The sequence below is a fragment of the Mesorhizobium sp. NZP2298 genome (genome assembly GCF_013170825.1).
GTDB lineage: Bacteria > Pseudomonadota > Alphaproteobacteria > Rhizobiales > Rhizobiaceae > Mesorhizobium.
Window position 1 is genome coordinate 5,941,805 of record NZ_CP033365.1, and the last position, 18,690, is coordinate 5,960,494.

Here is an 18,690-nt window from a genome sequence, read left to right on the forward strand (position 1 = left end):
CGGGACCTGAAACAACAAGAACAGCGACACGAAGCGCCGCCCGGCAGGTGCCAGTGTCGCTCAACCGAAAGCAAAAGACATGCTGCGGCTAGGCTCGAAGTACGGCCACCTCGTTCACAGTTCCGGTTGTGGCTGTTTCAACCCCGACCTTCAAAAGGTTTCCCGTCGCCTGGAAGCCTTCTCGCGGCGCAGTTTTCTTTCCGGTCTTGGGGCCACAACCATTGCCGGCGTGCTGGCCAAGCCTGTGTTCGCGCAGACGGCCGCGCCTCCTTCCAAGATCCTGTTTCGCAAGGTTCGGCTTTTCGACGGCAAATCGGGCACGGTGAAGGATGGCGCTCAAATCCTGGTGGAGAACAACAGGATTTCCAGCATTGACATGACGAATGCGCCGGCGCCGAGCGACGCAAGAGTGGTCGACTGCCGCAATGGTGTGCTTATGCCGGGTCTGATCGATGCCCACTGGCATACGATTTTCGCGGCGGTTCCGCTGAACATTCTGCTGAATGGCGATCCTGGCATCATCTTCGCCGCATCCACCGCCGAGGCAGATCACACCCTGATGCGCGGGTTCACCACCGTTCGCGATTTGGGAGGCCCCTCCTTCTCGTTCAAGCAGGCCATAGATGCCGGAATGATTCCCGGTCCGCGCATTTTCCCGGCTGGCGCGATGATCACGACTTCCGGAGGGCATGGCGACCTTCGGTTGCCGAGCGAGATTCCGCGTGACGGCGGCAAGCTCAGCAAAGGGGAATTGCTGGGCGGATCGGCCATCGTCGACGGTATAGATGACCTGAAGATGCGCATACGCGAACAGCTTCTCCAGGGCGCATCGCAGATCAAGCTGGTGGGCGGTGGCGGCGTGTCGTCGCCGCGCAGTCCTCTGGACATGGTCACCTTCAGTGAAGATGAGCTTCGGGCCGGCGTCGAGGTCGCGCAGGATTGGAATACCTACGTCACCGTACACGCCTACACCCCCCGCGCCGTGCAGCGTGCGCTGGCCGCTGGCGTGACGTGCGTCGAACACGGCCATTTGATGGATGAGGAAACGGCAAGGATGATCGCGGAGAAGGGCGTGTGGCTCAGCATGCAGCCCTTCCTGACGATGGAAGATGCCGCATCGGCAAGCGGCCCAGGCGTCGAGCGAGCCAAGCAACTCTTCGCCGGAACGCCAAGGGTATACGATTTTGTCCGCAAGTACGGCATCAAGACAGGGTGGGGTTCCGACGTGCTGTTCTCGCCCGAACTGGGGCCACGCCAGAATGTCATGCTCACGCATCTGGCCAATTGGTACAAGAATGCCGAGGTCCTGCAGATAGCGACATCGGTCAATGCCGAGTTGCTTGGCCTCTCCAATCTCCGCAATCCATATCCTGGCAAGATCGGCGTCATCGAGGAGGGTGCGTTTGCGGACCTGCTCGTGGTCGACGGCAACCCGGTCGACGACATCAGGCTGCTTGAAGACCCGCAGAAGAACTTCACGGTGATCGTGAAGGACGGTCGACTGCACAAGAATATCCTGTGAGCAGCGGCGGAACTGGACATGCTGCACTCACCCCGCGGCGCTCAGTCAATCCATCCTGACTTCATGCCCTTGGCGAACAAGCGATCGCCGAGGGCCTCGTCCTCGGCTGGCCGTGACGCCAGGCATCGGCGCCGCTAATGATGGCCGATTTGATAGCAGCGCATTCGATCATGCTGAAGCTGGCGCTATCGCTGCTGCTTGGACTCATGATCGGCGTGGAGCGCCAATACAAGCAGCGCCATACCGGGCTCGTGACCCATGCCCTGGTTGCGCTGGGCGCCGCGTCCTATGCTTCCTTGCCCGGCGCGCTTGGTCTGGAACTGGATCTGCGCATGGGATCTCAGGTGGTGACCGGCATCGGCTTTCTGGGTGCCGGCCTGATCATGAGGGATGGCACCAGCATAAAGGGGCTGAGCACGGCCGCTACGGTCTGGAGCACTGGAGCCGTGGGGGTGTTTGTCGGCTACGGCTTCTTGCTGCTCGCGGCGGAAACAACCTTGTTCGTGATCTTGTCGAATATTTTTCTTCCCCGGCTTGCTCTTCATGTGGCGGGATACTCTGCGCTGCCCGCCGATAGCGAGAGAATTTATCTTATAAAAATACAATGCGATCTGCAAAAATCGGATGTCGTGAAGTCTTCAGTCATTCAGGCAGTAGCAATGAAAAATCTTAGACTTATGTCCATGGATAGCGACACCAATGAAGATAAAAGTCTTTCGGAAATACACATCTCCGTTGCCCCTGAAAAGGGAGAAGAAAAATCTATTGACGCCTTGATCGGGTTCTTGGCCATGAAGGAAATTGTTCATTTCGTCGGGCGCGAGACCGATATCTAGAAGGTGCTCGGAGCGGCAAGATGACAGGAAATCCAGACCAATCTCCCTCGACGGCATCCGAAAGAGCCGAAATCGAGCAAGGCAAATGGCGCAGGTTTCTGCTGTTTGGATTCCTCTTGCTGGCGGGCGGAGTATTTTCCGTCGCGGTTCCGGCCGTTTCCAATTTCGCTTCCAGTGTCGTGTTCGCCGTCGCCCTGATCGGGGTTGGCGTCGTCAAGGTTATACAGTCCCTTTGGATCAAAAGCTGGACCGGCTTCGTATGGCAGGAGCTAACCGGCTTCTTCGAACTCATTGGCGGCATCATGATTTACTTCAATCCTGTAAAGGCTTCTGCCGCGATATCGCTGTTCATAGCCTTTGTATTATTCGTCCACGGAATTCTTCATATAATAGTAGCAATCGAGATCAGGAAGGCGAGCCGATGGTATTGGTTCGTTATTTCCGGCGCCGTTGCCGTACTGGCAAGTCTATCCATAATTCTGAAGTGGCCGATGGTCCGAGAGATGCCAACTGGGCTTGTGGCCGGCTTCTCCCTGATGATTGCCGGACTGGCGTATCTCGTCATTGCGCTGAGCGTGCGCAAGACGAAGATTTTGTCTTGAGAACAGGATGCGAGGATCCGCTATGGGAAGCACCTTCGATTTTCGACCCGCGGTCGTGGCGGCCGTATTCCTGGTCGGAGTGGCCGGCTTCACGGGTACGGCGCATGCGCAGACCGTGCAACCGCCGGCGGCAATGCCGGTGGTAGTGGAAAAGGTTCTGTCCGGCCCAGCAAGACCGCCGCTGACGTATAATGCGCAGGTCGAGGCGATCGAGGCGGTCGACATACAAGCACGCGTCTCCGGCCTACTGAAGGCGCTCAAATTCTCGGAGGGCCAAGGCGTGAAGGAAGGCGACCTGCTTTTCGAAATCGAGCCGGATCAACTGTCGGCGGCACTGATGTCCGCGCAGGCGCAGGTGGCCAGGACGGAAGCCACGCGCAACGCCGCACAACAAAGCCTGTCACGCGCCAGGGACCTGTTCAACCGCAGGACCATTCCGCAGGCCACGTTGGATGACGCGCAGGCTGCATTCGACGTCGCCGCAGCGGACGTCCAAAGCGCCAATGCAGCCCTCAACACGGCCGAACTCAATCTTTCCTACGCCCAGATCAAGTCGCCCATCGACGGGACCATCGGCCGCTTCCTGGTGACGCCCGGAAATCTCGTGGGGCCTGGCTCCGGACCGTTGGCGCGCATCGTGCAACTCGATCCTGTCCGCGTCGCATTCTCGATCGCCGACAGCACCCTGGTCGACATCAGGCAGAAACTCGCCGGCGGGCAGAGCATCGATCGGAGCCAATTCCATCTGAGCCTGTCGCTCGCCAACGGCACGCAATACGCTTCGCCGGGGCGGCTGCAGTTCATTGACAATGAGGTCGACCTGCAGACCGGGACCGTGGCCGTCCGCGCGCTGTTTCCCAACCCCGGCCACATATTGACGCCTGGCCAGTTCGTCCGGCTCACTGTGGTCGACGAAGCAGCCAAGGAATTGCCGCTGGTGCCGATGGCGTCCGTTCTTCAGGACCGCCAGGGCAAGTTCGTCTTCGTGCTCAACAACAATACCGTGACGAGGCAGGCGATCACGACCGGCGCGCGCATCGACAATCGGTGGGCGGTGACGAGCGGATTGAAGGGCGGCGAAACAATCGTCATCGAGGGGTTGCAACGTATCTCCGATGGTCAGCAGGTCACACCACGCGAAGCGGAGCGCGCGCAATGATCTCCGATCTCTTCATCCACCGCACAAGGCTCGCGATAGTCATCTCGATCCTCATTTCGATCGCCGGTGCGATCGCGGTGTTTTCCCTGCCGATACAGCAATATCCGCAGATTACGCCTCCGACGGTCACCGTTTCGGCTTCCTACCCGGGAGCAAGCGCGGAAGTGATCGCCGACGTGGTCGGCGGCCCCCTCGAGACGGCCATCAACGGCGTGGATCACATGATGTACATGTCGTCCACCAGCTCCAACGCCGGCCAGTACACGCTGTCGGTGACCTTCGAAGTTGGAACCGATCCAGAGACGGCGCAGATCAACGTGCAGAACCGCGCCCAGCTGGCGATTTCGCGCCTGCCGGCGGCGGTCGCCCAGCAAGGGGTGTCCGTGCGTGCCCGCTCGCCGGATTTCGTTCTGGGCATCGCTTTCTATTCTCCGGACGACAGCCTCGATGCTCTGGCGATCACGAATTTCATCACCACTACGGTCGCTGACGCGATATCGCGCGTGCCGGGCGTGGGTGAAGCTTCCGTTGCCGGGGCCTCGGAATACTCGATGCGGGTGTGGCTCAATCCGCAGCGCATGGACGCGCTCGGGTTGACGCCCGATGACGTTTCCGCCGCCATCCAACGACAGAACATCCAGGCCACGCTCGGGCAGGCCGGCGCGCCGCCGCAGGCACAAGGCTCGGAACTGCAATACACGCTGGTCGCGCAGGGGCGACTGAGGAGCGCCGAGGACTTCGGCGACATCGTCGTGCGCACGGGCCCCTCGGGGGCCAAGGTCTACCTGCGCGACATAGCCCGGCTCGAACTTGGGGCGCTAAGCTACGCTTCGAGCGCCAGCTTCGCCGGGCACGCGTCGGCGATGATGCAGGTCAATCAGTCTCCCGGTGCCAACGCCATCCAGACCGCAACGGCGGTCCGCGCCGAACTGGAGCGCCTTTCGTCGCGCTTCCCCAAAGGCATGCAGTATCACATCGTCTACGATGCGACCCGCTTCGTGAATGCCAGCATTTCGCTGACGACCAGAACCCTGCTTGAAGCATTCCTGATCGTGCTCGCGGTCACCTATGTGTTCCTGCAGGATTGGCGCGCCACATTCATCTCGGCACTTGCCATCCCCGTTTCCATGCTGGGCGCCGTGGCGGTGCTGTTTGCCGCCGGGTATTCGCTGAACATGATTTCCCTTCTGGCATTGGTGCTGGCGATCGGCCTGGTGGTGGACGACGCCATCCTCGTCGTCGAAAACGTCAAGCATGTGCTGGAAGATTCGCCCGACATCGGGGTCGCCGACGCCGCGCGCAAGGCGATGCATCAGATCACCGGGCCGATCATTTCCACGACCCTGGTGCTGCTTGCCGTGGTGACGCCGACGGCGTTTCTCGGCGGCATAGGCGGCCAGCTCTACCGGCAGTTCGCTGTGACCTTGTCTTCGGCCCTGGTGATTTCCTCTTTCGTCGGCTTGACCCTGAGTCCCGCGCTGGCCGCACTGCTTCTGCGGCGCGATGTGGGCTATTTCAAACGTGGCCCGCTGGCCTGGTTCACGGCATTCATGAACAAGACGCGCGACGGCTATGGACGGCTCGTCGGGTTTCTGGTGGAGCGTTGGTACGTGCCGTTGGCGGGATTGCTTGCCTGTTTTGTCGCCGCCTATCTGATCTTCACCGCGTTACCGTCGACTTTCCTGCCCGATGAGGACCAAGGGGCGCTGTTCGTCGACATCCAGTTGCCGAATGCCGCTTCGCTCGATCGAACGAAAGCCATCGTGGAGGATGTGCGCAAGATTCTCGCCGACACCGGCGGCGTGCAAGACGTCATAACGGTTGCGGGGTTCAGCATCCTTCAGTCGACGAGTTCGCCAAGCGGCGCAATGGCGGTAGCGGCGCTGAAGCCGTGGGATGAGCGCACGTCCAAGGAGCTGCAGCTTGCCGGTATCCTGCAGGCGCTGCGGATGAAGTTTTCCCAAATACCGGGCGCGAACGTCGCCGTCTTCGCTCCGCCGGCGATTGCCGGCATCGGCTCGGTGGGTGGCCTGGACTTCCGCCTGCAGGCGTTGGAAGGACAGCCGCCGCAAGAGATCGCCCAGGTCGTCGGCGCGCTGCTCGGCGCCTTCAATCACCTGCCGGAGCTCGGCGGCGCCGCCACCACCTTCAGCGCGAATGTCCCGCAGGTCTATGTCGACGTCGACAGGACGCGCGCCGAGGCGCTTGGGGTAAGCGTGTCGGACGTCTATTCCACCATCGGCGCGGCCTTCGGATCGCGCTATGTGAATGATTTCACGCTCAATGGCCGCGTGTTCCAGGTCAATCTGCAGGCGGATGCCGATTTCCGCGCCCATGCGGAGGACATTTTCAAGCTGCACGTGCGCAGCCGGAACGGCACCATGGTGCCATTGAATAATCTGGCGTCGTTGACGACCATCCTGTCGCCGTTCGCCATTCAGCGTTACAATCTGTCGGTTGCCGCGCCGATAAACGCCATTACAGCGCCTGGGAGCAGCAGCGGCGCCGCCATGGATGCCATGGAGAAGACGACCGCCCAGCTGTTGCCGAACGGCTATGGCTTCGAGTGGTCGGGACTGTCGTTCCAGGAGCGCCGCGGCAGTGGCCAGGAGGGGCTGGTCTTCGCGCTGGCGTTCCTGTTTGCCTATCTCTTCCTTGTCGCTCAATATGAGAGCTGGTCGCTTCCGTTGGTCGTCATTCTTTCGCTCGGAGCCGCTCTCTTTGGCGCCGTGGCGGCGTTGAGGGCCTTCGGATTGCAGAACAGCCTCTACGTGCAGATCGCTGTCGTGCTGCTGATCGGGCTGGCGGCGAAAAATGCCATCCTGATCGTCGAATTCGCCAAGGAGCGGCGCGCTGAAGGGCTAAGCATAATGCAGGCCGCGCGGACCGGGGCCGAGCAGCGCTTCAGGGCCGTCATGATGACAGCGGTCTCCTTCATTCTCGGAATCATTCCCCTTGTCGTATCGACAGGCGCTGGCGCAGGGGCGCGGAGGGCGGTTGGCGTTACAATCTTTGGAGGCATGATCGCAGCCACGACGATCGGCTTGTTGATCGTTCCCGGGATCTACTTTCTTGTCCAGGCAGCGACCGAACGCCTGTCACTGAGGGCGTCACGAGATCATGCTCAACAAAATTCGATCAACCCACGCCAGTGAATGTGTCGGCCGACGATCTGCTGGAAGAACCAGCGCTAACGGTATGACGTGATCTACTTCACAACGGTTCAGGCTGTGGCCGCACAGGCCTGCCTAAATGTGCAAAACCACGCGCTGGGTTTCTTCGATCCGCTCCAGGCACAACAAGCGGACGTCCCGACCGTCAATTCGTAGCAGCCCTCCGTGCCCGAGTCTCTTTGCTGCAAGCATGGACAAATAGTCCAGATCCTTGGCCTGGCGTCCCTAAAGCACCAAGGCGCCTTGCCAGCTTGTTGACATCGCAGCGGCCTGTGAACTGATGGTTCTCACAATACTTTCGTGGCGAGAACGAACATGTTCAGAAATTCCCTGGCGGCTCTGGCAGTCGCGATCAGCCTTACGGTGCCGACCGCGGTTCCCTCATTCGCGGAGGTGGCGGCGTTCAACATGCCGGTCGGCTCCAGCCTCAACAACGGCAGAGCGATCACGTGCGGCCAAGGTCAGAGGCTGCTCCAGAATCGTGGCTTCCGAGATGTCCGCCGCGTGAACTGCCGCGGGCCATTTTTCAAGTATCATACACGCCGTGCCGGCGGCCGATTTGAAGTGACGCTTAATTCCCGAACGGCTCGCGTCGTGGATATACGCCGTGTCCGTTGGTGAGTGGCGTCGCATTCAAGGCAGTCGGGAAGCCATCGACAATGACGAACCCGTCGACCGTTGAACAGCCAGCGCGATCCGCTTCCGCCAATTCGGCCATAGGAGTGGTGTTTATCCTTGCGGGTTTCTTCGTCCTGGCCGACGTGACCCTTGCCACCACCATAAGTACCCTTCTTCTTGGCGTCATCGTCATATGCGCGGGGTTTGTTGAGATCGCCATGGCGGTATGGGCCGGAGGATGGCGCGGCTTTCTGTGGCAAACATTTCTGGGCATCCTGTATGTCATTTTCGGTTGTGTGCTGATCGGCATACCCGCTCTTGGATCCGCGATCCTCACCTGGATTTTGGGGGTCGCGCTTTTGATTTCGGGGATTGGAAGAATATTGTTGGGAAACCGCTACTTGCGTAGCGGCAGGCGGCTGATGTTTGTTTCCGGCTTGTTCGGCCTGGCCGCGGGCCTCCTGATACTGCTTGGATGGCCCTCAACCGGAATTTGGGTGATAGGGGCGCTTTTGGGTATCGACCTCGTAGCCCACGGACTCGGGTGGCTGGCGGCTGGGGGCCGGCCCGCGGTCTCGGCATAGAGCGTGGTCTGATTTGGCACTCTTGCTGCCATGTGGTTTTTGCGATGGGGCGCCACGGCACGGCTGCTTGCGCGGTCTCTCCTGACGCGATAATGCGGCGTTGACTGTGAATTGATTTCGACGTTCCGAACTGTATCTTGAGATACTAGAGTGATCTCCGCCGAACACCTCCTCTATTCGACAAAGTAAAACTGGCAAAACAGGCATGGTAGCATTCGTTGCAACGCGGCTATCTGCCGACCTCCTGATGAGGTTCTTGCGCTCGCTTTCCGCCGGAGGCGTTGTCCTAGGTACCCTGTTCTTCGTGGCCTCGCTAACGCCCACGCTCGTTCCCCGAACTTATGTGACACAGGGCATTCTCTCCGGCGCCTGCTTTGCAGCCGGATATGGGATCGGGGTCGCCTGGCGGTGGCTCTGGCGATATATGCAACTGCCGGAACCCAATGGTCGCGTCCAGAGATGGCTCAAGATCGCGTCGGCGCTGGTGTGCACCGTCATCGCCTTGTCATTCCTGTGGCGAACGACCGAGTGGCAGAACTCGATCCGCGGGCTGATGGGGCTCGAACCCGTGACCAGCGCCCACCCATTCGAAGTCTGCGTGATCGCGGTCATCACCTTTGTCGCACTCATTGTGTTGGCTCGCCTCTTCAAGGCTGTCTTGCGCTTCACGTCGAACGCCGTCGGCCGCTTCGTGCCGCCGCGGATTTCGCAGGTGATCGGCTTCACCGTGAGCGTCCTATTGTTCTGGACGATCGCGAACGGCCTTCTCATCCGCACAGCGCTGCATGTTCTCGACTCGTCCTTTGCGGCGTTCGACGCGCTCATCGAACCCGACCGGGTGCGCCCAACCTCCCCGCTCAAGACAGGCAGCGCGGCCTCATTGGTCGCTTGGGAGATACTTGGACGAGCGGGCCGCGAATTCGTCGCGACCGGACCCAGCGCGGCCGAGATCCAGGCCTTTACCCAGGAGCCTGCGCTCGAGCCGATCAGGGTCTATGTCGGCCTGGGGGCAAGCGACACTGTCGAACAGCGCGCGAAGCTGGCCCTCGACGAGCTGATACGCGTTGGCGGTTTTGACCGCTCGGTGCTGATTGTCATCACGCCGACAGGGACCGGCTGGGTCGATCCCTCGGCGATGGATGCGGTTGAATACCTGCACAATGGCGACGTGGCGAGCGTCGCCTTGCAATACTCCTATCTATCGAGCCCGCTGTCGCTGCTCGTACAGCCGGGCTATGGCGCGGAGGCGTCGAGGGCGCTGTTCGCTGCTGTCTACGGTTATTGGACGACCCTGCCGAAGGACCACCGGCCGAAACTATATCTGCACGGACTAAGTCTTGGGGCGATGAATTCCGAACGTTCGGCTGAACTCTTCGAGATACTCGGCGATCCGATCCAAGGTGCCTTGTGGAGCGGTCCGCCTTTCGAAAGCAGGATTTGGCGGCGGGCCACCGATGCGCGAAACCCTGGGTCGCCTGCCTGGTTGCCGCGGTTCGGAGACGGCTCGGTTGTCCGCTTCATGAACCAGCATGGCGGGACGGTCGCGCCAGGTACACGATGGGGGCCCATGCGCATCGTGTACCTGCAGTATGCAAGCGATGCGATCACCTTCTTCGACTATCGGGATCTTTACCGGCGCCCCGACTGGATGAGCGCACCGCGCGGTCCCGATGTGTCACCGCAGTTGCGGTGGTATCCGGTGGTGACGATGCTGCAACTGGCACTCGATATGGGCATGGCAACCTCGACGCCGATGGGTTACGGGCATGTCTACGCGCCCGAGCACTATGTCGATGCCTGGCTTGCCGTGACTGATCCCAAGGGTTGGACCCCCGAGCGGATAGAACAGTTGAAACGACACCTCGCGCAGCGCAGTGGAAGATAGCCGCACCCGGTGCAGCGGAGCGCCCCGCAACCGCGTCCAAAACGCTCATCAGACATACCTTGCGAAAAGCCGCCCAACGGGGAAATCGCCGAGCCCGATGTAAAAATGGGACTGACGGCACAGTGCCTGGATTTACGGCTCAATCCTTCGGCGTCTCGGCTGTGTAAGAAACCTCGACTGCGTAGAGTCTCACCCTAGGGGGTTCATATGTCCGACTTGATTGTCATCGTATATCCGACCGAGACCAAGGCTGAAGAAGTGCGCCAGCTCCTTCTGACATTGCAGAAGGAATACATCATCAAGCTGGGTGACGCGGTTATCGCGACCAAAACCGAAGCAGGCACGATCAAGCTCAACCAGTTGATGAATACCACTGCCACGGGCGCGATCTCCGGCAGCTTCTGGGGAATGCTCGTCGGTCTCCTCTTCCTGAATCCGCTGGTCGGCCTTGCCGTCGGCGCTGCATCCGGGGCCCTTGGCGGTGCCCTGACCGATGTTGGCATCAACGACGCGTTCATGCGCGATCTGTCGACCAGCATCCAGCCCGGCAACGCCGCGCTTTTCGTCCTCGTCCAGGAAATGACGGCAGACAAGGTGCTCAAGGAAATCCAGGGTTTCGGTGGGGTGGTGCTCAAGACATCCCTGGACGAAACCAAGGAGCAAGTCCTGCGCGACGCACTTCAGCGTGCGTCGGCGGCGGCCGGACAGGAATCCGGCTCAAACACCTGATGGCCCGCAGCGTCGGAATTTTTCCAGGGTGCGGCCTCCGGCTTCCTTGCGTGTCGGGCCGCATCGATTTGACATGTCCGGTCCTGAAATAGCGATCCTGCTTCTATTCGAGGCGGTTTGCGGAGCCGCCGGCGCCATGGCCGTGGCCCGGCTTTGGCGCGGGATCGGCTTTAAATGGAAATCCATCGCTGCCATCGGCGCGTTTGGGGGCTTGATTCTGACACTTCTTGCCACGCTGTTTCCAGGCCTGGCGCGCTTCGTCGGCTATATGGGAAGTGCTTTTGACGCCCTGTCACGTGGCTCCGGCGGGTTCACACTCGAAATGTTGATCGGTGTGGGTGTTGCCGGACTTTTGGGCGGCATCATTGCAATCTGCATTGCTCGGCTTGCCCGGGGCCCAAATCGTTCGCCTCGATAAAGCCGCGATACAGGAACTCGACGCTGATCGACGGTATTGGCCTCGTCGTATCGGCCCAATGGCATCGTCGGGCAATAGGCGAACCAGCCTGCGATTGCCGAATGGGACGCTTCTCCAACTGGCCGCGTGCCGAGTTGAGGTACGACCGCTACGGAGCGGTCCAGCGATTGGCAGGATCGCTGAACCACCCTAACTATTTGCTCTTGCGCAACCCCGAACGAAAAATCGCCGCTCAAGGTGTCCCGTTATTTCGACGGGCGATCTTCAGAATCAAGAGAATGACGCCGATAATCAGAATAAGGCATCCGCCCAATAGGGTTGAGGTCGAACCATAGCGGTAACCAGATGCAAGAATGAGAAATCCCACAACTAGAAAACCGATAGCGGTCAATTTGTTGACCAGCAGAGACCCTGAATTTGCAGCCATAGTCACCTCCATAGAAACAAAGAAAGAAATTGAGCACTCGTCATCCGCATTCCCGATCAGATCCTTTGAGCTTATCTCGACACATTGCCACCATTCGAAGCCGGCCGAGATTGTCCAGTGCTCAGTCCCTCCAGAATTCTGACCGGCAGGTGGACCGCCAGGGCGGCATTTTCGAATACGGCCTGTCCCGCCTCCGAAACCTTGGCGTTGGCAGTTGCGTCTTCGTCGGTTATCAGCCGGCGCAGGAGACGGTTGGAGCCCAGCAGTTTGATCAGCGTGCCCGAACTCGCGAACCCGCTGTGTCCGCCACCATCGACGTCGGAGATGTCGATCACCTGAACATTTTTCTTCTGGAGAAGCGGAATATTGAAGCCGCTGCCGATCCTGTGGCCGCCGCCCGTCAGGCGCCTAGAGATATTCAATGCCCGGTCGCGACGCGAAACGATGATGGTAAACGGCTGCGGAAGCACGGGAATATCATTGACCTGGCTGCTGAAGACATCCGGATCGATGTCCGGGGCGGCCAGCATGACGCCACGGATTCTCGGGAAAACGCGGCTCTCGCCTCTCAATGCCAAGGTCCGCAGCGCCTCCATCACGACATAGGCGCCCATTGAATGGCCAACGATGACGATCCCGCTCGCATTGGACCGCGCCGCGATTTCGATCGTTTCGGCAAGGCCGTTCCTGGCCAGCAGAGCGCTGTCTCGATCGAAGAGGTAACCGCTGAAGGATGCGGCGGACGCCCACGAAAAATGCAGCGGCACGGAAGAAATATTGTAATCGTGAACGATCTGGGCGTTGCGAAACAAGCCCTCCGCAAAGTTGTTATTGTAGCCGTGAACGAAGATCAAAATTTCCCGCTGTGATGGGGGGCGCTCCGCCAGTCGCGCGTTCAACAGGGACAGGAATGACTTTCTGTCGGCAATGCGGGTGAGATTGCGTGCCGAGAAATGGCGGGCCGGATCGGGGACATCAGATGAAGTCTCGACCGAACCGGGTCTATGGGCCGCCGGCACGAGAACGTTCACCTGCGAAAAATTCAACGCCAAAGAGCGATCACGAGAGTAAGGCGGTTCGGCAGTGGCGGACGCTGCACGCGTAGTGGCTACCAGAAAGGGGATCGTCGACAGGTACCGCGCATCGGACTGAGTGGGAGAGGCAAGGCCAGTGGCGGCCCTTGGACCGGCGCAACCCTGCGGAAGCGCCGCCAACAAGATGACCGGAACGAGCCGTATCGCGGTTTTCTTCATGCGGTTGACGGCACCGACCATGTGGCTGTCCCGTGACCCGTTTCAATTTGCGCGTGCGGCGATGACAGACTGGAAACACATAATAGCCGTGCCACTAGTGAAGGATGGAGCACTGAGTTCTTGATGAAGTCGTCATTGCCTATACCTTTCGCTGCGTAACCACCCAGGCCGCCCGGTGTTAGGGCTCTCCGCGCGAAGAGAGTCTATTTCCCCAGGCTTACGAGCGTCTGGCCGTCCTTGCCGAGAAGCCGCAATTGCCCTGTCGATGCGACCTCGAAGCGACGAACCGCTTCGAGGGCGGCCAGAAGATTGCGCTCCTGGTCCATGAGCGGTTGATCGCACATCATCATGGATGCGCCCGTCTCTGAAATCGTCAAACCTTCCCCGCTCACGGTGAATTTGCCAAGAAATCGGTTGCACGAGCCATTCCCGTGGATGCTTCCGTCCTGATCGAAGGCAAGGTTGGGCTGGGATCCCGCGACAAGGGCCGATCCGGCTATCATTTCGACAGGCCAATCCCCGCGGAGCAGGTCTGCCGGTTCGCCGGCGCACCCTGCCAACTTGCGGTCATCCACCGTCACGGTCGCGGTTTTCGGATATGGCATTCCCGTCATCGTGTCGGCGCATACCGCTTCCGCAATCGTCAGCGTGAAGTGTCGGCCATCAACAGTCGCGGTGTATACATCGGTAACGTCCTGTGTTGTGGGCTGCGGCACCGGTTCAATCGTGAAGGTCTCTCCCTCCAGGGCACGAAAGGAAATCGCCTTGTCGGACACCACGACTTGCCAACCGGGTTCGTTGCCGCGCGCCGTCAAGGTGGCAGCCTCGGCACTGTCTGCGACTGCAAGGCAGAAGGCCAAGAATGGCACGGCGATCCTGAAGGGGGAGCACGATTTTCCGGACAGAATTGCTACCTCCCATGATCGCCAGCCGACCATATTTTTCTGAGCGCGGGTCAGTACCAGCCGAATGACGGTCAAATCACCAACGGTTGTTCAAACCGAATGTCCCATGTCCGATTGAGAGTCCACGCTACCGGCTGGAGAACAAAGCCCGGAACTGAAAAAATGGACGGGATGCCTAGAGTTGGGATGGCCAGCGCACTCGCCGGATTTCCAGTGGGAAGAGCCTACCTCCGACATCTGCTCGCTCCCGGCGTCATCGGAGGCAGAAAACGACGACTGTCTGTGCGATGGTCTTCCCGGAGCCAACAACCTCAACGATCCGAAACATGACTTTGCGTCCTCTCTGTGAGCCACGAGAGGTCCAGTTGTTGCTTGATGAACCTCATTCCGAAGTACAAGAAATAAACGTGGGATCCACGTTTGGGATTCACGGCATATTCCAAAAAAACGCAGTGCGGGCTTAGAGTTACTTCAATCCGATCTCATCCGCGGCGGCAGGTTGACGATCCAATTTATTGTTGGTTTTCCTTTGCGGGAAATCAGCCTGTCGCGCAATGAACTGCCCAGATCATGGCAGCTCTCATGCGTGACAGGAGTTTTGTCATGGACGCAAGAGTAAGCGCAGCCGGCATTCCCAGCGATCCCTACGCTGCCGAGCCTCTGAGATGCGCCATCGAGCAGAGCACCTCGTCGGTGCCTCCAGCCGAACAGTTCGATTTCTTCCGGACCTGGTACGCCGGGGTTGCCGAGATGCAGCTTCTTCGTGCCGAACAGCCCCTGTTCCCGGCCCATCATCAGGTGTGGCAATTGGGAGATCTGGCACTGGGCACAATCGAAGTTCCCGGTTCCGGCTACGACGTCCGATGGGAGCATCGCAAGCGGCCGCTGCTGGACCATTGGGTCCTGTCCGCGCCGGTTGCACGATCCCGTGGCGGGAAGATGCCCCCTGGAAAGCCCCGCCTGCGGTGCCTGGCCCTGCCCGATGTCGCGGTGATCCACGATGACCTGACCGTCACGCTCTTCCTGCCGCGCACATGGCCGGCGACCCGCTCGTCAAAAATCGAAGCGAGCGACGCGACGTTGGCCTTCCTGGCCCACTACGCCATCCTTCTCTACCGCTCTCTCCCCAATCTGAAGGAAGGAGACCTGCCGCACATCGTCACGGCGACCGCCAATCTCTTCGCGGCGGCACTGACGCCCTCAAAGGATCATCTCGCGGCCGCGCAGGGACCGGCAGACGCCGTCACCATCGCGCGCATCGCCAAAACCATCGTGGAAAGGCTGACCGACCCCGATCTGACGCCCGCCAAGCTGTGCCGCGCGGCCGGCATCTCACGCTCGCGCCTCTATCGGATTTTCGAGCCGGCGGGCGGAGTGGCCAACTATGTGCGCCGCAAGCGGCTGCTCAAGACACGCGATGCCCTGGCCAACAGTTCGGACAGGCGCACGATCTCCAGCATTGCCGAGGCATGGGGCTTCACCGATCCCTCCACCTACAGCCGGATGTTCAAATTGGAGTTCGGCGTGTCTCCCAAGGAGGCGCGCGAGCTCGGATGGCAAGGCATCAAGCACTCCACCTGGCTGAGCATCGACCAGCCGATCGACGGTGTCGGCACCCTGGGCACCCTTCTCATCAACAATTCCCTGGGGCTGTCACTTTCTTCCAAGCGATGAGTTGTCTCATGCAGGCACGCATTATCAGCGGAAGCGCCAGGATCGGCACCACGGAGCCTCTGAGGTGCGCCGTCGACATCGACACCTCTTCGGCGCCGCCCGCTGAACAGTTCGACCTCTATCGAAGCTGGCACGCCAACATTGCCGACATCGAATTGCTCCGGGACAAGTTCGGTTCGTTCGCCGCGCGCGAGCGGGTGTGGCAGCTGGGCGGCCTCGTCCTGGCCTGCATCGAATATCCCGGAACCGGCTATCATCGCCGCTGGAGCAGCAAGAAGAATCCGGTCTTCGATCATTGGCTTCTCTGCGTGCCGCAAACAATCCCTTCAGACGGCGGGCAACCCCGGACTGGACCGTTGCGCTGGCAGTGCCTGGCGACACCGCATCAGGGTCAGGGCGAGGATGATGGCGTGATTTGCCTGTTCCTTCCGCGAGACTTCGCGTTCTCGCAGCCCTTCACGCTGGACATACGCCAGGAGATGGCGGCGTTCGTCGCCGATTACATCCTGCTGCTTTATCATTCCCTTCCAAACCGCACGGAGAACGACGTTCCCTATATCGCGGCGGCGACCACCAGCCTGCTCGCCGCCTGCATCTCCCCGTCCCGGGATCACTTTTCCGAGGCCCAGGAACCGATCGATTCCGTCATCATGGCCCGCGCCAACAAGCTCATTGCCGCCAGGCTTGCCGATCGGGACCTGACGCCGGAAAGGCTCTGCCAGGAACTCAGCATCTCACGCTCGCGCCTCTATCGGATTTTCGAACCGGCTGGAGGCGTCTCGCACTACATCCGGCGTCAAAGGCTGCTGAGGACAAGGGACGTCCTGGGCGACAGCACGGACGGACGCCCCATCTCCAGCATCGCCGAGGAATGGGGCTTTGTAGACCCTTCCACATACAGCCGAACATTCAGGAGAGAGTTTGGCATCTCACCCAAGGAGGCGCGCGAGGCAGGCTGGCTGGGCATCAAGCATCCGCCCCTGGCCGAGCGACCCAACGACGACAGACCTTCCCTAAACAGCCTTCTGGCCAGCAACTATCTGCTTGGCCGCCAACTGTAGGCACGCGTGAGCGAACGCGTTGCGGCGATCAATGGGTAATTGCCGCGTCCTAGATGCGCCATTCCGGGCTGATTTGAAGTGTAGCCAGTAATTCTGCAGTCTGTCCAATTTATCCCAACCCTATGCGTGGAGTCCATTTTTATCGGATCGATGGCTAATCGCCGTAAATCTCGAACTCCATGGCTTTCGACTTTTCGCGATGAGAAATATGCTTCTTCGGAACCTTGCCTAGGGAGCTACCGAATGAAAAGACGCACATTTCTGACTGGGAGCGCGGCTGCCGTTGCCGGACTATCCGTAGATCCTGTCTTTTCACATGCGGCCACCACCGACCGCCAGCCCCTCACCGTCACGGACCTTGAAAACTCCGCCGCCCAGCTTCGAAGCCGTTTTTCTCGGGACTTCGATCCCGCTTATATCGAAAACGCAATCCTTCCCTTCTTCCTGGTCAGCGTCTATCAGGGGGAGCGTGCGATGCTGCCCATGATCGATGAGGCGCTGAGCAAGGAGAATGCCCTTCCCACATATCTGTGGGGCCTGATCAGCGAGAGTTGGCGGCCCGCTCCGGAGAAAGGCGTAACCGTCTTCCTTCAGGGCTTGGACAAGCGCGGCCCAGACAATCGCCGCAAGCGCATCTACATGAGCGCCGTCACACCGGATCTCTATCAGGAGATGTACAGCGCCAAGGTGACCGCCTTCTTTGAAGGCCTGCTGTCGAAGGGCAATGCCGGCAAGCCGTTGATGCGCCTGTACCTCGATACGTTCTGGGACATGTACTGGGACCTGCACCTCGGGGTCAGCGGCGATGCAATACCCGCGAAGGTGCGACAGATCGGCATGAGCTTCAACACGGTTCTCGCCTATCTCGATCCAACCCAACGCATCGTCTACGAAAACTACATGGTCGTCCGGGACAATCTCGATTTCCTGAAGTCCTGGATTGGCGAGCGGCTTGCCGATCTCGAGACGGGAAAGACGCCCCACCCACAAAAGACATTTGCCTGGTACTGGCTCAAGAACGGCGAAGGTGACGACAATTTCGCTCACAAGGACGTGGTCTTTGAGTGCTTTCACAACTTTGTGGCGTTCAGCCAGTGGGGCAACTCGCTCTACAACATGATGCTGAGGCTCGGCACGGCGACCGGCGACCCGGACACACGGGCGTCGTTTGCAAAGACGATGAAGGGCAGCTTTGATAGCGCCGGCGAATCCTCGTTCAGCCCACTCGATCGTTTCGTCATGGAGCTTTTCCGCATCATCTCGCCGAACAGCGGCAGCATCTCGTCGTTACAGGAAACTTCTCCGCCTGCGTTCGAGCGGTCCGGCTACATCATCAGCCCTCACACCTCGACCAGCCTCGACCCGGTTCACTGGAAGAATCCGGAGGAGTTCGATCCGTCACGATACGAGCGTGTCCCGACGAGCGCACAGGTCGACGAAAAGCATGTCGAGCGAATCGGGATGGCCCGGTGTCCCTTCGAGAAAACCAGCTTCGACGTGAAGGACGGCCGGAAGGCATCAATGCACAACAGCGCGTTCGGAACCGTTTTTGGTGTCGCCGATGGCAACCCCCTGCCGGTGTGCGACCATGCCGGTTTCGCGCCTTTTGGTTTCGGCTACCGGCGCTGCCCCGGCGAGCAACTAACCATCAATGCGTTCGAGGATTTCCTTCGTACGGTCTGGAAAAACAAGATCGGCTTTGTAAAACTCAACCTGGCCCAGGCAGAGGTGTTGCCCATCGGTCCGATGACGGTAATCCGGGATGATCTGGGATTCGCAGGATCCGCCTGACGACGCGAGTGCGGCGGTCGCCGGCTGGGTGTGGGATCAAATCGCGCGTGCCC

The 18,690-nt window shown here is 60.0% G+C and carries 15 protein-coding genes; 12 read left to right on the forward strand and 3 right to left on the reverse strand.

The window, feature by feature from the left end; all coding sequences use genetic code 11:
• The first annotated feature begins 79 nt into the window (after positions 1–79).
• The 9 genes from EB231_RS28620 (at position 80) to EB231_RS28660 (ending at position 11,526) form a co-directional block, all read left to right on the forward strand.
• Complete coding sequence (locus tag EB231_RS28620) at positions 80–1,522, forward strand: metal-dependent hydrolase family protein (protein ID WP_172351764.1); 1,443 nt, start codon at positions 80–82, stop codon at positions 1,520–1,522.
• 140 nt (positions 1,523–1,662) lie between these two features.
• Positions 1,663–2,358 (forward strand): MgtC/SapB family protein, encoded by a 696-nt coding sequence (locus EB231_RS28625; RefSeq protein WP_172351765.1) that lies wholly within the window; start codon positions 1,663–1,665, stop codon positions 2,356–2,358.
• 20 nt (positions 2,359–2,378) lie between these two features.
• Entirely contained in the window at positions 2,379–2,960 is a 582-nt protein-coding gene (locus EB231_RS28630) for an HdeD family acid-resistance protein (protein ID WP_172351766.1), read from the forward strand.
• Between the two features lie 22 nt (positions 2,961–2,982).
• Entirely contained in the window at positions 2,983–4,119 is a 1,137-nt protein-coding gene (locus EB231_RS28635; RefSeq protein ID WP_172351767.1) for an efflux RND transporter periplasmic adaptor subunit, read from the forward strand.
• Positions 4,116–7,274 carry an efflux RND transporter permease subunit gene (locus tag EB231_RS28640; RefSeq protein ID WP_172351768.1) on the forward strand — a complete coding sequence of 1,053 codons (3,159 nt, stop codon included), beginning with the start codon at positions 4,116–4,118 and terminating at the stop codon, positions 7,272–7,274. Before EB231_RS28635 ends, EB231_RS28640 begins: the two co-directional genes overlap by 4 nt.
• A 677-nt stretch (positions 7,275–7,951) precedes the next feature.
• Positions 7,952–8,494, forward strand: coding sequence for an HdeD family acid-resistance protein (locus tag EB231_RS28645; protein WP_172351769.1), 543 nt, complete (start codon positions 7,952–7,954; stop codon positions 8,492–8,494).
• Between the two features lie 205 nt (positions 8,495–8,699).
• A complete protein-coding gene (locus tag EB231_RS28650) occupies positions 8,700–10,379 on the forward strand; it encodes an alpha/beta hydrolase (RefSeq protein ID WP_172351770.1) in 1,680 nt (559 codons plus the stop codon).
• Positions 10,380–10,586: 207 nt separating this feature from the next.
• Positions 10,587–11,108 (forward strand): DUF1269 domain-containing protein, encoded by a 522-nt coding sequence (locus EB231_RS28655; protein ID WP_172351771.1) that lies wholly within the window; start codon positions 10,587–10,589, stop codon positions 11,106–11,108.
• 73 nt (positions 11,109–11,181) lie between these two features.
• Positions 11,182–11,526: a hypothetical protein gene (locus EB231_RS28660; RefSeq protein WP_172351772.1), complete on the forward strand. Its 345-nt coding sequence runs from the start codon at positions 11,182–11,184 to the stop codon at positions 11,524–11,526.
• Between the two features lie 232 nt (positions 11,527–11,758).
• Here the strand turns inward: EB231_RS28660 and EB231_RS28665 are convergent, their stop codons facing one another.
• The 3 genes from EB231_RS28665 to EB231_RS28675 all read right to left on the reverse strand — a co-directional run bounded on the left by EB231_RS28665 (position 11,759) and on the right by EB231_RS28675 (position 14,186).
• On the reverse strand, positions 11,759–11,953 hold the full coding sequence (locus EB231_RS28665; protein ID WP_172351773.1) for a hypothetical protein: 195 nt from the start codon (positions 11,951–11,953) through the stop codon (positions 11,759–11,761).
• 71 nt (positions 11,954–12,024) lie between these two features.
• Positions 12,025–13,227 (reverse strand): alpha/beta hydrolase, encoded by a 1,203-nt coding sequence (locus tag EB231_RS28670; RefSeq protein WP_246740744.1) that lies wholly within the window; start codon positions 13,225–13,227, stop codon positions 12,025–12,027.
• Between the two features lie 182 nt (positions 13,228–13,409).
• Entirely contained in the window at positions 13,410–14,186 is a 777-nt protein-coding gene (locus EB231_RS28675; protein ID WP_172351774.1) for an META domain-containing protein, read from the reverse strand.
• 618 nt (positions 14,187–14,804) lie between these two features.
• Here EB231_RS28675 and EB231_RS28680 point away from each other — a divergent pair.
• The 3 genes from EB231_RS28680 to EB231_RS28690 all read left to right on the forward strand — a co-directional run bounded on the left by EB231_RS28680 (position 14,805) and on the right by EB231_RS28690 (position 18,637).
• Positions 14,805–15,785, forward strand: coding sequence for a helix-turn-helix domain-containing protein (locus EB231_RS28680; protein WP_172351775.1), 981 nt, complete (start codon positions 14,805–14,807; stop codon positions 15,783–15,785).
• Between the two features lie 8 nt (positions 15,786–15,793).
• Positions 15,794–16,846, forward strand: coding sequence for a helix-turn-helix domain-containing protein (locus EB231_RS28685; RefSeq protein WP_172351776.1), 1,053 nt, complete (start codon positions 15,794–15,796; stop codon positions 16,844–16,846).
• A gap of 243 nt (positions 16,847–17,089) precedes the next feature.
• Positions 17,090–18,637: a hypothetical protein gene (locus EB231_RS28690; RefSeq protein ID WP_172351777.1), complete on the forward strand. Its 1,548-nt coding sequence runs from the start codon at positions 17,090–17,092 to the stop codon at positions 18,635–18,637.
• Positions 18,638–18,690 lie beyond the last annotated feature (53 nt).